Below are 14,430 nucleotides of genomic sequence, written 5' to 3'. Positions count from 1 at the left end.
CGTCGCCGGCGGCGGGGAAAAAGGTGCGCGACCGGCGCGGTCGGTGTCCGGACGGCTCTCAGAGCCGCGATACGAACCCCGCGAGCGCCGAGTCGAACGCGGCGGGCTCCTCCAGCATCGCGAGGTGGGCGGCGTCGTCGATCCCGGCGTACGCACAGTCGGGGATCCGGTCGGCGAGGAACTCGTGATACCCCGGCGGCGTGAGCGCGTCGTGCTCGCCGACGACCGCGAGCGTCGGGAGGGTCACCTCCTCCAGCCGGTCGCGCACGTCGAACCGGTCGCAGGTCCGGAAGTCGCGCTCGGTCACCTCTCGGCCGCACTCCCGCATCGTCGCTCGCGAGCGCTCGCGGAGGTCGGCGGGCGCGTCGTGGAACAGCCGGTCGCGCTCGTGGAGCAGCGACACCGCCCGGTCGAAGTCGTCCGCGAGCGCCTCCGACAGTCCCTCGCTCACCGCCAGCTTCGCGCCCGTGCCCGCGAGGACGAGGCCGTCGAGCGCGACGTCGCGTGAGAGCGCGGTCCACAGCGCGACGGCCCCGCCGAGCGAGTTACCACAGAGCACGTCGGCGTCGGTCGCCGCCGCGACGGCGACGACGTCGTCGGCGTACGCCTCGAGGGTCGCCTCCCCGGCGGGCGTCTCCACGTCGTCGCTCTCGCCGTGGCCGGAGAGGTCGAGCGCGACGACCGGGAACCGGTCGCTCAGCCGAGCCTGCGCCTTCCAGACGCCGGCGTTCCCGCCGCTTCCGTGGACGAAACAGACGGTCGGCCCGCCGCCGCCGCGATCGAAGCGGCGGTAGGCCGTCTCGCGGTCGTGATGCGTGACCCGATCCGCGGCGCTCCGATCCATGATCCGATTCCCGCACGCGAAGGGGATTAAATGGGGGGACTCTCGGACGGAGAGGGCCCGACGGGACGGACCTTCGGTCGACCGCGGGAAACCGATCCGAACCGCAATACCACCGTTGAACGTCGGGTATTCTCACGTCCTGCGATTTTATCCGATTAGTTTAAATACTCTCGCGCCTAACTTGTGGTTAGGATGACTACCAGACAGACCCGATCGGTCGGCGACGGTTCGCTCCTTCGCCGGTACGAGTACGATGACGGGTGGGTCGTCGCCGCCGACGTCGGCGGCGACGACGAGTCGATCAGCGTCGACACCGTCGGCCACACGGCCATCGTCGTGATCGAGCGCGACGGCGAGCCGGCCGAATCGGAGTTCGAACTGCCCGGCGAGGCCCGGAGCGCCTCGGTGACCAACGGCGTGTTGACGATCGAGGGCGACCGATGAAACTCACCGTCAAACCGCTGAAACAGAAGGACGCCGGCCGCCGGCTCGCGGCGATAGACCGCGTCGCGGCCGAGGAGCTCGGACTCTCCGGCGGCGACTTCATTCGCGTCGAGGGCTCCGACGGAGCCGCGATCGCGCGCGTCTGGCCGGGCTACCCCGAGGACGACGGCACCGGCGTGGTCCGCATCGACGGGAAGCTCCGCCAGGAGGCGAACGTCGGCATCGACGACCGCGTGACGATCGAGCAGGTCGACGTCGAGCCCGCGGACCGGATCACCATCGCGCTTCCCCAGCGGCTCGGGATCCGCGGCAACATCGACGCGCTGATCCGGCGTGAGCTCGGCGGCCAGCCCGTCACCGAGGGCCAGAACGTCCAGCTCCCGCTCGGCTTCGGCTTCATGGGCGGGCAGTCGCAGGCGGTCCCGCTGAAGGTCGCGGGCACGTCGCCGTCGGGGACCGTCGTGGTCACCGACTCGACCGAGATCGAGATCTCCGAGAAGCCCGCGGAGGAGATCGTCGGCGGCGCGGGCGCGCCGGAGGGCGCGGCCGCGGACGGCTCTCCCGACGTCACCTACGAGGACATCGGCGGGCTCGACGACGAGCTGGAGCAGGTCCGCGAGATGATCGAGCTGCCGATGCGCCACCCCGAGCTGTTCAAGCGGCTCGGCATCGACCCGCCGAAGGGGGTCCTGCTCCACGGCCCGCCGGGGACGGGCAAGACCCTGATCGCGAAGGCGGTCGCCAACGAGATCGACGCCAGCTTCCACACGATCTCCGGTCCGGAGATCATGTCGAAGTACTACGGCGAGAGCGAAGAACAGCTCCGTGACGTGTTCGAGGAGGCCACGGAGGAGGCCCCCGCGATCGTGTTCATGGACGAGCTGGACTCCATCGCGCCCAAACGCGAGGAGGCCGGCGGCGACGTCGAGCGCCGCGTCGTGGCCCAGCTGCTCTCGCTGATGGACGGGTTGGAGGAGCGCGGCGAGGTCGTCGTCATCGGCGCGACCAACCGGGTCGACGCGATCGACCCGGCGCTCCGGCGCGGCGGGCGCTTCGACCGCGAGATCGAGGTCGGCGTCCCCGACCGGGACGGCCGCAAGGAGATCCTCCAGGTCCACACGCGGAACATGCCGCTCGCCGAGGGGATCGACCTCGACGAGTACGCGGAGAACACCCACGGCTTCGTCGGCGCGGACCTCGAGTCGCTGGCGAAGGAGTCGGCGATGCACGCGCTCCGCCGGATCCGCCCGCAGCTCGACTTAGAGAGCGACGAGATCGACGCGGACGTGTTGAACTCGATCCAGGTCACCGAGGGCGACTTCAAGGAGGCGATAAAGGGCATCGAGCCCTCCGCGCTCCGGGAGGTGTTCGTCGAGGTCCCCGACGTCACCTGGAACGACGTCGGCGGGCTCGGCGACACCAAAGAGCGGCTCCGCGAGACGATCCAGTGGCCCCTCGAGTACCCCGAGGTGTTCGACCAGCTGGACATGGCCGCCGCGAAGGGCGTCCTGATGTACGGACCGCCCGGAACGGGGAAGACCCTGCTCGCGAAGGCGGTCGCCAACGAGAGCGAGTCGAACTTCATCTCGATCAAGGGTCCCGAACTCCTGAACAAGTTCGTGGGCGAGTCCGAGAAGGGCGTCCGCGAGGTGTTCAGCAAGGCCCGCGAGAACGCGCCCACGATCGTGTTCTTCGACGAGATCGACTCGATCGCGACCGAGCGGGGCAAGAACTCCGGCGACTCCGGCGTCGGCGAGCGCGTCGTCTCCCAGCTGCTCACGGAGCTCGACGGGCTCGAGTCGCTGGAGGACGTGGTCGTGATCGCGACGACGAACCGTCCGGACCTGATCGACTCGGCGCTGCTCCGGCCCGGCCGGCTCGACCGGCACGTCCACGTGCCCGTCCCGGACGAGGAGGGGCGCCGGAAGATCCTCGAGGTCCACACCCGCGAGAAGCCGCTCGCGGACGACGTCGACCTCGACGCGATCGCTCGCAAGACCGAGGGGTACGTCGGCGCGGACCTCGAGGCGGTGGCCCGCGAGGCGTCGATGAACGCCTCCAGGGAGTTCATCGCCAGCGTCGCACGCGAGGAGATCGGCGAGTCCGTCGGCAACGTCCGCGTGACGATGGCTCACTTCGAGGACGCCCTCGACGAGGTGAACCCGAGCGTCACCCCGGAGACCCGCGAGCGCTACGAGGAGATCGAAAAGCAGTTCCGGCGCTCCGAGGTCGACGACCCGGCGGAAACCGAGTTCGGCGCGTTCCAGTGAGGCTCCGGTCCGGGGCCTCCCGGTAGCGCCGTCGCGCCGCGTTCGGATTTTTCAGATCAGTCCCGCCGTCGACAGCAGGAAGAGCGCGGCGACGACGACGATCCCGATCGTGACGAGTCGCCACGCAAGCTTCAACACGAACTTCCCGAGCACGATCACGACCGCGACGGCCACCAGCGCGACGAGCAACTGTCCCATCGGGCTGGCGAGGATCCCGGCCTGAAGCGGTGCCGACATCGCGTGCGCGGCGAGCGAAGCGGTCATGTCTGCGAGCACGGCGAGCCGCGGTATAAGCTTGTGGGGGCGGGGTCTGGCGATCCGGCCGCTCGATCTGCTGTCTTTCTGATACGTACCGTGGCAGCCGCCGACGCGTCGGCGTCGGTCGATCGGCTGCGAACGCGATACCGGCTCGTCCGTTCGGGGAACGACCCACCGATCGACCCCCCTTTCCTTCGAATGCGAACCCGATCACGTCTTTCGGTTTCGACGGGTTCGTATCAGTTTCACTCCGGTCTGACTACCATTATGTGCTCGGGCCCCGTTCGTTTCCGACGTACCCGGATTCGGCGTCGAACGCGCGGCACGGACGTTACATAACGAATCGTACACATAGATGCCCATCGGGTCCGCACATCCGAACGTACAAGGGCCCGCCTCGCCAGTACACCAACACTACAGATGATCCATATCCCACGCCACCCGAGCGGGGTGACCGTCGAATGAGCAGCGACGGCGTCTCCGCGGACGAACTCGAACTGCCGATCAAACGCACCACGGGCGAGACGATGGAGGAGCGTCTCACGACCAACGCCTACCACAACATCCTCCCCGCGCGCTACCTCCGGAAGGACGCCGACGGGGAGCCGGTCGAGACGCAGGAGGAGCTGTTCGACCGCGTCGCGCGCAACGTCGCGCTCGCGGAGGCGGTCTTCGAGGCGGAAAAGCGGGACGTCGAGGTCACCGTCACGCCCGACCAGCTCAAACCCGACCATCCGCGCCGGGACGAGCTCGCCGAGGAGGTCTTCGGCGCGGGCGTCACCGCCGACGACGAGGCGGAGACGACGCTCTCGGCACACAACGTCAACAAGTTCGCCTACGACACGGTCGTCCCCGAGCTCCCGGACGGGATCCGCGAGCACGTCGAGGAGACCGCGGCGACGTTCCGCGACGGGATGGAGTCGCTCTCGTTCATGCCGAACTCGCCGACGCTGATGAACGCCGGCGACGAGCTCCAGCAGCTGTCGGCGTGTTTCGTCGACTCGCCCGACGACGACATCACCGACATCCACCAGACCGCCAAGGAGGCGGCCGAGGTCTTCCAGTCCGGCGGCGGCATGGGGTACGCCTTCTGGAAGCTCCGCCCCTACGGCGACGCGGTCGGCTCCACCGGCGGCATCGCCTCCGGGCCGATCACGTTCATGCGCACCTTCGACCAGATGTGCGAGACGATCGCGCAGGGCGGCGCGCGCCGCGGCGCGCAGATGGGCGTCATGCGCGTCTCCCACCCGGACGTGATCCAGTTCATCCACTCGAAGAACAAGGACGTCTCCTTGGCCCACTCCCTGCGGCTGAACGACCCCGACGACTTCACCCACAACTCCTTCGCGGACGCCTTGGAGGAGGCCCGCGATCTCATCGACGACGAGGGACGCGTCCCCGAACACCTCCGGAACGCGGTGGAGGGACACCTCTCGAACTTCAACATCAGCGTCGGCGTCACCGACGACTTCATGGAGGCGCTGTACAACGACGAGGAGTTCACCTTCACCAACCCGCGCACGGAGGAGCCCCACGTCGCCACGCCGGAGACGAAGGAGATCTACGAGATGTTCGGCCTCGGCGAGCACGTCGAGGTCGGCGAGGTGCTCTCGATCCCGGCCGCCGAGCTCTGGGAGGACATGATCGAGGGTGCACACGAGAACGGCGAACCGGGCGTCATCTACCTCGAACGGGTGAACAAGGAACATTCGTTCGACGTAGAGGAAAATCCAAATCATAGAATACTCGCAACAAACCCCTGTGGAGAACAGCCGCTCGAGGAGTACGAGGCCTGTAACCTCGGTCACATCAACCTCTCGACGCTGGCGGCGGAGGGCGCGCCGGACTGGCGCGTCTGGAGCGAGGAGCACGCGGACGAGTACGACACCCACGAGGCGGCTGTCGACGCCTTCCTCGAGGAGGCGATCGACTTCGAGGAGTTCGACGACCGCATCGAGTACGGCACGCGCTTTCTGGAGAACGTCGTCACGATGTCGGACTTCCCGGTCGAGAAGATCGAGGAGAAGGTCCGGGACATGCGGAAGATCGGGCTCGGCATCATGGGACTCGCCCAGCTGTACATCCAGCTCGGCGTCAAGTACGGCTCCGAGGAGGGCAACGAGGTCGCCCGCCAGCTGATGACCCACATCAACCACGAGTCGAAGGCGACCTCCCACGAGCTCGCCGAGCAGCGCGGCGTCTTCAACGACTGGGCGGACTCGAAGTACGCGGACCCGACCGAGCACCGCGAGTGGTTCGAACACCACACCGGCCTCGACGCCGACGAGTGGTCGGACGGCTACCCGATCCGCAACCACAACACGACGACCATCGCGCCGACGGGCACCACGTCGATGATCGGCAACACGACCGGCGGCTGTGAGCCCATTTACAACGTCGCGTTCTACAAGAACGTCTCCGACGACGTCCAGGGCGACGAGATGCTCGTCGAGTTCGACGACTACTTCCTGCGGACGCTGGAGGCGAACGACATCGACGTCGACGCCGTCAAGCGGGAGGCCCAAGAGCAGATGGCCGAGAACGCCTTCGACGGCGTCGAGGGGCTCTCGACGGTGCCGGACGCGATCGGCGAGCTGTTCGTCGTCACCGGCTCGCTGTCGGGGATCGAGCACGCGGCGGTCCAGTGCGCCTGCCAGCAGGGCGTCGACTCCGCCATCTCGAAGACGTGTAACTTCCCGAACGACGCCACCGCCGCCGACATGGAGGAGGTGTACCGCTACATCTACGACCACGGCGGCAAGGGCGTCACCGTCTACCGCGACGGCACCCGCTCGAAGCAGGTGCTCACGACCCGCGCGAAGAACACGGAGTTCGCCGACGAGAGCGAGGCCGCGGAGACGATCGTCGAACAGATCCACGAGGTGTTCGGCGGCTTGGAGGCGTTCCTCGACAACGAGGACGTCCGGGCGGCCGTCGACACGGAGGTCTCCGCGCTCCTCGAGTCTGCGGACCGGCCGGCGGTCGAGTACACGGAGACCCGGCCCCGCCCCGACTCGCTGTCGGGCGTGACCCAGCGCGTCGAGACCGGCTACGGCAAGCTGTACGTCACCATCAACGAGGAGGAGGACGGCCGGCCGTTCGAGCTGTTCGCGAACATCGGCCACTCCGGCGGCTACACCAACTCCTTCACGGAGGCGCTCGCGAAGGTCATCTCGACGGCGCTCCGCTCGGGCGTCGATCCCGAGGAGATCGTCGACGAACTCCAGGGCACCCGGAGTCCGAAGGTCGCCTGGGACAAAGGCGAGCAGATCCAGTCGATCCCGGACGCGATCGGCACCGCGCTCCGGCGCTACCTCGACGACGAGATCGACAAGGGGATCCCCCAACAGCAGAGCCTCGACGACGTCGACACGGCGGACCGCGACGCCGCCGCCGATCCGCCGAGCCAGACCGACGGCGGCGCGGTCGCCGGCGGGAGTTCGGTCGACGCGTCCGTCGACTCGCCGACCGACGTCGAGGCGTCTGAGTCGCCGGCCGGACCCGCCGGCGACGACGGCGACGTCACGCAGGACCTCATCGCAGCCGGCGAGTCCCCCGAGTGTCCCGAGTGCGGCGGGATGAACCTCTACTTCTCGGAGGGGTGTAAGACGTGCGAGTCCTGCGGCTGGTCCGAGTGTTGAGGTAGGAGCGTCGAGGGAGCGTCCCTCTTCGTTTCGGCTCCGTTGGATCCGTTCGTTCGGAGACGATGCGGATCGAGTGGGTGTTCGCTGACTGCTTATCTAGCGGGATAGGGCGCTAAAACCTCGCGCTTCAGCGCGGGGATACAGCGCCCGCATGTGGTTTTAAGGGATTCTACGACGTGTTGAATGCTAACCGAGGCGGTCTACTCGCCCTATCCCAATGAGACAGTATCGGGATTCGCCCTTTCGTCGTGGAAGGCACCCTTCCATCAGACGAACAGGGTGTAAGAAGCCCAAGATACCCCCGAATCCCCGCCTCACCGCCGAGGATAGGGGTAACGGTAGCGTGGCACTGCCAGCATTCCCTCGGGAATGTTAAACCGTAAATCTCCCAAACTAGCAAGCTTTCGCTTGTGGGAAGCTCCGCCGTTTACGGCGGAGAGGATGTCACCGGATCGGTATACTCGTTGAGAGCGGATCGGCGGCGGACACCGCCAAAGCCTCAGCCGCGATCGTCCCGCCCCCGCACCTCACGCCTCCCCGGCCTCGTCGGCCGCCTTCGAAGACCGACTCCCTCGCGAGCGGTTCGCGGGTGCGACCGCACCCGCTCACCGGCGCAGGGCGAGCGCTCACTCTCTCACCTATCCTGCACGGAGCGAGGACGGTTCTCGCTACCGGTGAGCTTCGACGAACGCCAAGAAAACGATCCGACGCCGTCTCAGTCGTCCTCGAGCGCCTGCGCGATGCGCTGGAGCTGGCGGGTCGCGTCGCGGACCTCGTCGCGGAGCTGTCGCACCTCGCGGACGAGCTCCTCGTTGCCGGCCTCCTCGCCGCCGCCCTCGCCGCGACCGCCGGGGCCGCCGCCCATGCCCGGCGGGCCGCCCTGACCGCCGGGGCCGCCGCCCATCATTCCGGACATCATCTGTGCGAAGGGGTTACCGCCGCCACCGCCGCCCATGCCCGGCGGGCCGCCGCCACCGCCGCCCATCATCTCCTCGGGGTCGGGCCGGTCGCCCTCCTCGCGCTCCTTTTCGCGTCGCTCGCGGATCTCCTCGACCCGCTCGCGGAAGGACTTCTCCTCGTCGTCGGCCTGTTCGTCGCCGTCCTCGGCCCGGTCGTCGCCCGCCTCGGGCTCGGTGGAGTCGTCGTCTGGCATACGCTCCGATTCGGTAGCCCGGCCGAAAAGGGTTGTCGCTCCGGGCACGTGGGTGCGATCCCCCTCCCGCCGGCCGCTCAGTTGCGAACCAGCGTTCGACAGTTCGGACACTCGGTCGCCCCGGCGTCCCGGCCGACCGCCGGGACGTGGTCCCCGCAGTTCGGACACCGGACCCGGCTGCGCGCGTACTCGGTGCTCGACCGGACCGAGGCCTCGTCGCCGTCGTCGGTCATGTGTGCGTGGTATTTACTCACTCGATAAGTAGGTTGTCCATATATGTCCTAATACACCGAATACGTCGATCCCCAGAATATATCCACTCCGCAGCGACCGGCGATCAGTCGTGTCCGGAGACGCGGACCGGCTCGTACGGCTCCTCGAGCCATTCGACGTCGGAGTCGGACAGATCGATCTCGAGCGCCTCCACCGCGTCCTCCAGATGTCGGATGCTCGTCGTGCCGACGATCGGGGCGTCGACCGGGTCCTTGTGGAACTGCCAGGCGAGCGCGATCTGCGCCATCTTCACGCCCTTCTCGTCGGCCAGCTCCGCGACGCGGGCGTTGACCGCGGGGCCGCCTCCCTCGCGGTAGGGATGGCGGTAGAGGTGGTCCTCGGTCTCGCCGCGCCTCGTGGCGTCGACGTCGTCGTCCGGGCGCGCCAGGTACCCGCGCGCGAGCGGGCTCCACGGGATGACCCCGATCCCCTCCTTCTCACACAGCGGAAGCATCTCGCGTTCCTCCTCCCGGTAGACGAGGTTGTAGTGGTTCTGCATCGTGGCGAACCGGTCGAACCCGAGCCGGTCGCTCGCGTGAAGCGCCTCCGCGAACTCGTGAGCCCACATCGAGGAGGCCCCGAGATAACGAACCCGTCCGCGTCGGACCGCGTCGTCGAGGGCCGCGAGGGTCCTCTCTATCGGCGTCTCCGGGTCGAGCCGGTGGATCTGATAGAGGTCGACCGTCTCCATCCCGAGCCGGTCGAGGCTGTTCTCGAGTTCCTGTTCTATCGCCTTCCGGGAGAGTCCACCGGAGTTCGGGTTCGACTCGTCCATCTGGAAGTATCCCTTCGTGGCGACGACCGCCTCCTCACGGTGACCCTCCAGCGCCTCCCCGAGGATCCGCTCGGACTCGCCGTTCGAGTACATGTTGGCGGTGTCGAAGAAGTTCACCCCCAGCTCGAGTGCCCGCTCGACGAGCGCTTTTCCCTCCTCCTCGTCGAGCACCCACTCGCGCCAGCCGGGGTCGCCGAAGCTCATACAGCCGAGGCAGATCCTCGAGACGGTCATGCCCGTATCTCCGAGCGTCGTGTACTCCATGGGACGGCCGTGGGCGGCCGTGAGCAAAAGTCTTCGCGGGGGCGCGTGGTTCGGCCGGGACGGTCCGTCCCCGACTACTCGTTCCGGAACGACGCGGTGTACACGAGGAACGCGCCGGTGAGGATGACGAACGCGAGGAACGTCACGAGCGCGAGCACGTTCGCGACGGGCGCGAGCGGGTCGAGGAACGGCTGGCCGGTCGAGTCGAGCACGAGGACGGCCAGGAGGGCGGCGATCAGACCGAGGAGCCAGTTGGTGAGGATCTCGTCCATGTTCCGCTCCTCGTCGACGGCGAACAAAAAGGGCGGGTGTTCCTCTCCCGGAGCGACCGCTCTCGGTTCGAGAGCGGTCAAACCGGAGCGTTCGACCCCGGAGCTATGTGATTCGGTCCCGTGCGATCGGTCGTGAGCGACTCCACCCTCTGGCTGCTCGGCGACCAGCTCAACCTCGACCTGGACGCGCTCGAGGCCACGGACGACGTCCTCCTGATCGAGGCGCACGGGTTCGCGGCCCGCCGGCGCTACCACGCGCACAAGCTGACGCTCGTCTTCTCGGCGATGCGTCACTTCCGCGACGACCTCCGCGATCGCGGCCACGACGTGACCTACCTCGAGGCGGACTCCTTCGGCGAGGGGATCGCGACGTTCCTCGACCGGCGGCCGGACGTCGCCTTCAGGCTCATGCGTCCTGCGAGTCACGGGGCTGGCGAGCGGCTCCGCGGGATCGTCGAGGCGCGCGGCGGGTCCCTGATTCTTCTCGAGAACGAGCTGTTCTGGACGACGCCGGACGACTGGCGGGCATGGACCGGGAAGTCGTCGGGCGGCGAAGAGCGGAACGGCAAGGAGCGGAACGCCGACGGGGTCGCGATCCACGAGGACGGCACCGCGGACCGCACGTACCGTCAGGAGGACTGGTACCGCCACGTCCGTCGGGAGACGGGCGTGTTGATGGACGGCGACGAGCCCGAGGGCGGCGAGTGGAACTACGACGACCGGAACCGCGAGACGCCGCCGGACGGCTGGACCCCCCCGAACCCCCCGCGGTTCGAGCCGGACGCGCTCACTCGCGAGACCCACGCGTGGGTTCGCGACCGCTTCGACACGTGGGGAAACGACTCGATCGAGACGTTCGCGTGGCCCGTGACGCGGAAGGAGGCGCTGACGGCGCTCGACGCGTTCGTCGCCCGCGGGCTCCCCGCGTTCGGCCGTTATCAGGACGCCATGGTCGGCGGTGAGCCGTTCCTCGCACACTCGCTGCTCTCGCCGGCGATCAACCTCGGGCTCCTCGACCCGCGCGAGCCGGTCCGGGCGGTGGAGGCGGCCTACGAGGCGCGCGGCGGCGAACCGGGGGCGTTCGATCCCGACGTCGGCTCCGCGGGATCGGAGACGACCCTCGACGCGTTCGCGACGGGCGGCGAAGGGGACGGAACCGCCGCCGACCGCTCGCCGGTCCCGCTCAACGCGGCGGAGGGGTTCATCCGGCAGGTGCTCGGCTGGCGCGAGTTCGTCCGTCACGTCTACCGGGAGACGATGCCGGAACTGGCGGACGCGAACCGTCTCGATCAGAAACGGACGCTCCCGCCGCTCTACTGGGACGGCGAGACGGACATGCGGTGTCTCTCGGAGGCGGTCGGCCACGTCCGCGAGCACGGCTACGCCCACCACATCGAGCGGCTGATGGTCCTATCGAACTTCGCCATGCTCTACGGCGTCGACCCCGCCGAACTCGACGAGTGGTTCCATCTCGGCTTCGTCGACGCGTACCACTGGGTAACGACACCGAACGTGGTCGCCATGGGATCGTTCGGGACCGACGTCCTCTCATCGAAGCCGTACGCCGCCTCGGGGAGCTACGTGAACCGCATGAGCGACCACTGCGCGTCGTGCCCGTACGCGGTCTCTCGAACGACCGGCGAGGGGGCCTGTCCGTTCAACGCGCTCTACTGGGACTTCCTGATGGAACACGAGGAGACGCTTCGCGGGACCGGTCGGACGGGACTGCTGTACTCGCACGCCGACGACAAGGACGACGGGGAGCGGGAGGCGATCCGGGAGCGCGCGGCCCGCGTCCGCGAACTGGCCGCCGCCGGCGAGCTGTGACCTCGTCCGAGGGTCGCGGCCGCGGCCTCACGCGTCGCCGGCGAGCGCGCGGAGTCGGGGGAGCACCTGCTCGTACCCGAGCGCGACGACGCCGACGTACAGCGCGACGATCCCCATCGTGAGCGCCCACAGCCCGACTGCGAGGTCGCCGCCCGCGAGGCCGGCGACGCCGACGCGCTCGAGTTCGACGCCGATGACCGACGCCACGCCCGACCCGACGACGAGCGCGAGGAGTTCGAACAGTTCGACCGCGAATTCGGGGATCCGTGCCATATCGAAGCGGCCGAGACGGTCGCGTATAGCCCTTTCGGCCGCGCGGTCGCGCCGGTCACGCAGTCGCCGTCGGCCGCGTCGCCTCGTCTCTCGCGGTCACTTCAGGCCGAACGCGCGCATCGTCGACGCCGCGACCCCCTTCGCGATCAGCGCGAGGCCGGCGACGAGGAGCATCAGCCCGCCGCCGATCACGGGGTCGCGAAGCGTCACGACCGTGATCGCCAGGAACACGACGACGACTCCCGCGATCCCCTCCAGTCCGAGCGTGTCTCGCATGTCCGGGGTCTCCGTCCGCCGCCGGTTAAATGGGACGCCTCGGGAGCGCCGCGTCGGGCCGGAGCGCCGCGTCGGAGGGTGGGGCTTTTATCGGGTGGGACACGTATCACCCGACACGCATGACCGACGGAGACGGCCAGGGCCGGCGCGACCTCCGGATGCCCGACGACGACGAGGTGTTCGCGGAGGTCGTCGAGATGCTCGGTGCCAACCGCGTGAAGGTCCGCTGTGCGGACGGGAAGGAACGGACGGCACGGATACCGGGACGAATGCAAAAGCGCGTCTGGATCCGCGAGGACGACATCGTCCTCGTCGAACCGTGGGACTGGCAGGACGAGAAGGCGGACATCTCCTGGCGCTACGAGAAGAACGAGGCCGAGCAGCTCCGCGAGGAGGGACACCTCCAGTGAGCGCGGTCGCGCCGCCGCGGCGACACCCCGCTCTCCGCGGGGCTCGATAGACGCCGTCTCCGACCGTGACCGACCCCACCCGGCTCGCGATGACCACCGCGGCGGAGACCTACGAGCGCGTCCGCGGGCCACTCGCCGACCGCGGGATCGACGTCGATCACGTTCGAGCGAAAGAGCGGACGTTCCGGCTCGACGGGGCGGACGGCGACGCGGCGACGGACGCGGAGGCGTTCGACGTCGGCTTCGTCTACCCGTCCCGGCTCATGGAGGGTGAGGTCCTCGACCGCCGGCTCGCCGTCCCGTGGGTGAACGGTCGGGACGCGGTCGTGACCTCCCGGAACAAGGCGGGCGTGCTCGCGGCGCTCTCGGACGCGGGACTCCCCGTTCCCCGGACGACGCTGGTCTCGAACCCGGTCGACGAGTCGGCCGTCGTCGAGGCGGCCGCAGACTTCGAGTTCCCCGTCGTGGTCAAGCCTAACTCGGCGACCCGCGGCGTCGGCGTCGCGAAGGCGACCGACCTCGACTCGCTTTTGGGGGTCGTCGACTACCTGAACCTCGCTCACGACTACCGCGCGACCGGCGACAAGTCGTACCTGATACAGGAGTTTCTCCCCGGCGCGCGCGACTACCGGGCGATGGTCGTCGACGGCGCCTACGCGGGTGCGGTCCGTCGCGAACTCCCTCCCGACGCGCTCGCGGCCGGCCGCTGGAAACACAACGTCCACCGCGGCGCGGACGCGCGCGGCGTCGAACTCGACGGGGAGGGTCGCGAACTGGCCGAGCGGACGGCGGCGGCGCTCGGGATCGACTACCTCGGCGTGGACCTGCTCGAAGCCGACGGTCGGTTCCTGGTTAACGAGACGAACGCCCGACCGACGGTCGACACGGCGAGGAAGTACGAGCCGGGGTTCTACGACCGACTCGCGGGGGTGATCCGACGGGTCGCGGAGAACGGGTCGCGGAGAACGGGTCGCGGGAACGACGCCTAGACGACGTCGATGGAGGCGGAGTCGTCGTCGCGCTCGAACTCGACCTCGAGCACGCCGTTGTTGAACGTCGCCTCGCCGGACCGCTCGTCGACGGTCGCGGGGAGCTCGACGGTCTCGTCGTACTCGCGTCGGTCGGAGGCCGCCGAGATGGTGAGCGCCTCCCCGTCACACTGCAGGGAGAGCTGCTCTTTCGAGACGGCGGGGAGGTCGGCGACGAGTCGAACGGACTCCTCGGTCGCGTACGCGTCGACGTGCGTCTCCGACCCGAAGCCGGCGTCGTCGGTCCCGTGTCCGTTTCCGGCCACCTCGTTCATCATCCGTTCGATCTCCTCGAAGAAGTCGCCGAACGGGTCGTCTCGATCGTCTCTGTCCATGGTTCGTGTGAGGGCGGTCTCCCCGATAAGCCTTCTGTCGATCGTCGGATCCCCGTGGATCGACCGTGAGAGACACGCTCCGCG

15 protein-coding genes are annotated in these 14,430 nt (G+C 68.5%); 6 read left to right on the top strand and 9 right to left on the bottom strand.

Features of this window, described 5'->3' with window-relative positions:
• Nucleotides 1-58 precede the first annotated feature (58 nt).
• Nucleotides 59-844 (bottom strand): alpha/beta fold hydrolase, encoded by a 786-nt coding sequence (locus NO889_RS01235; RefSeq protein ID WP_256410429.1) that lies wholly within the window; start codon nucleotides 842-844, stop codon nucleotides 59-61.
• 192 nt (nucleotides 845-1,036) lie between these two features.
• Here NO889_RS01235 and NO889_RS01230 point away from each other — a divergent pair, with 192 nt between their 5' ends.
• Entirely contained in the window at nucleotides 1,037-1,288 is a 252-nt protein-coding gene (locus NO889_RS01230) for an Hsp20/alpha crystallin family protein (RefSeq protein ID WP_256410428.1), read from the top strand.
• A complete protein-coding gene (locus NO889_RS01225; protein ID WP_256410427.1) occupies nucleotides 1,285-3,558 on the top strand; it encodes a CDC48 family AAA ATPase in 2,274 nt (757 codons plus the stop codon). Before NO889_RS01230 ends, NO889_RS01225 begins: the two co-directional genes overlap by 4 nt.
• A gap of 51 nt (nucleotides 3,559-3,609) precedes the next feature.
• Here NO889_RS01225 and NO889_RS01220 read toward each other — a convergent pair whose 3' ends face one another.
• A complete protein-coding gene (locus NO889_RS01220; RefSeq protein ID WP_256410631.1) occupies nucleotides 3,610-3,849 on the bottom strand; it encodes a DUF8029 family protein in 240 nt (79 codons plus the stop codon).
• A 428-nt stretch (nucleotides 3,850-4,277) separates the two neighbouring features.
• On the opposite strand from NO889_RS01220, the gene NO889_RS01215 reads away from it, so the two are divergent.
• Nucleotides 4,278-7,457 carry an adenosylcobalamin-dependent ribonucleoside-diphosphate reductase gene (locus NO889_RS01215; protein ID WP_256410426.1) on the top strand — a complete coding sequence of 1,060 codons (3,180 nt, stop codon included), beginning with the start codon at nucleotides 4,278-4,280 and terminating at the stop codon, nucleotides 7,455-7,457.
• 718 nt (nucleotides 7,458-8,175) lie between these two features.
• Here the strand turns inward: NO889_RS01215 and NO889_RS01210 are convergent.
• The 4 genes from NO889_RS01210 to NO889_RS01195 form a co-directional block, all read right to left on the bottom strand.
• Complete coding sequence (locus NO889_RS01210; RefSeq protein WP_256410425.1) at nucleotides 8,176-8,613, bottom strand: hypothetical protein; 438 nt, start codon at nucleotides 8,611-8,613, stop codon at nucleotides 8,176-8,178.
• Between the two features lie 77 nt (nucleotides 8,614-8,690).
• Nucleotides 8,691-8,846 (bottom strand): hypothetical protein, encoded by a 156-nt coding sequence (locus tag NO889_RS01205; RefSeq protein ID WP_198530018.1) that lies wholly within the window; start codon nucleotides 8,844-8,846, stop codon nucleotides 8,691-8,693.
• Nucleotides 8,847-8,950: 104 nt separating this feature from the next.
• Complete coding sequence (locus tag NO889_RS01200; protein WP_256410424.1) at nucleotides 8,951-9,925, bottom strand: aldo/keto reductase; 975 nt, start codon at nucleotides 9,923-9,925, stop codon at nucleotides 8,951-8,953.
• A 74-nt stretch (nucleotides 9,926-9,999) separates the two neighbouring features.
• Nucleotides 10,000-10,197, bottom strand: a complete 198-nt coding sequence (locus tag NO889_RS01195; RefSeq protein ID WP_122106368.1) for a hypothetical protein — start codon at nucleotides 10,195-10,197, stop codon at nucleotides 10,000-10,002.
• Between the two features lie 132 nt (nucleotides 10,198-10,329).
• Here NO889_RS01195 and NO889_RS01190 point away from each other — a divergent pair, with 132 nt between their 5' ends.
• Complete coding sequence (locus NO889_RS01190; protein WP_256410423.1) at nucleotides 10,330-12,024, top strand: cryptochrome/photolyase family protein; 1,695 nt, start codon at nucleotides 10,330-10,332, stop codon at nucleotides 12,022-12,024.
• A gap of 27 nt (nucleotides 12,025-12,051) precedes the next feature.
• Here NO889_RS01190 and NO889_RS01185 read toward each other — a convergent pair whose 3' ends face one another.
• Nucleotides 12,052-12,297, bottom strand: coding sequence for a DUF8151 family protein (locus tag NO889_RS01185; protein ID WP_256410422.1), 246 nt, complete (start codon nucleotides 12,295-12,297; stop codon nucleotides 12,052-12,054).
• A 96-nt stretch (nucleotides 12,298-12,393) separates the two neighbouring features.
• Nucleotides 12,394-12,573 carry a DUF7470 family protein gene (locus NO889_RS01180; RefSeq protein WP_256410421.1) on the bottom strand — a complete coding sequence of 60 codons (180 nt, stop codon included), beginning with the start codon at nucleotides 12,571-12,573 and terminating at the stop codon, nucleotides 12,394-12,396.
• Between the two features lie 119 nt (nucleotides 12,574-12,692).
• On the opposite strand from NO889_RS01180, the gene eif1A reads away from it, so the two are divergent.
• Both eif1A and NO889_RS01170 read left to right on the top strand, forming a co-directional pair.
• Nucleotides 12,693-12,983, top strand: coding sequence for a translation initiation factor eIF-1A (gene eif1A, locus NO889_RS01175; RefSeq protein ID WP_094531098.1), 291 nt, complete (start codon nucleotides 12,693-12,695; stop codon nucleotides 12,981-12,983).
• 89 nt (nucleotides 12,984-13,072) lie between these two features.
• On the top strand, nucleotides 13,073-13,972 hold the full coding sequence (locus NO889_RS01170) for an ATP-grasp domain-containing protein (protein WP_256410630.1): 900 nt from the start codon (nucleotides 13,073-13,075) through the stop codon (nucleotides 13,970-13,972).
• Here the strand turns inward: NO889_RS01170 and NO889_RS01165 are convergent.
• Nucleotides 13,969-14,346 (bottom strand): Hsp20/alpha crystallin family protein, encoded by a 378-nt coding sequence (locus tag NO889_RS01165; RefSeq protein WP_256410420.1) that lies wholly within the window; start codon nucleotides 14,344-14,346, stop codon nucleotides 13,969-13,971. The genes NO889_RS01170 and NO889_RS01165 overlap by 4 nt on opposite strands.
• Between the last annotated feature and the right edge of the window lie 84 nt (nucleotides 14,347-14,430).

It is taken from the genome of Halorubrum rubrum, from assembly GCF_024494685.1.
Lineage (GTDB): Archaea > Halobacteriota > Halobacteria > Halobacteriales > Haloferacaceae > Halorubrum > Halorubrum rubrum.
This window is presented reverse-complemented; position numbering and strand designations above follow the sequence as displayed.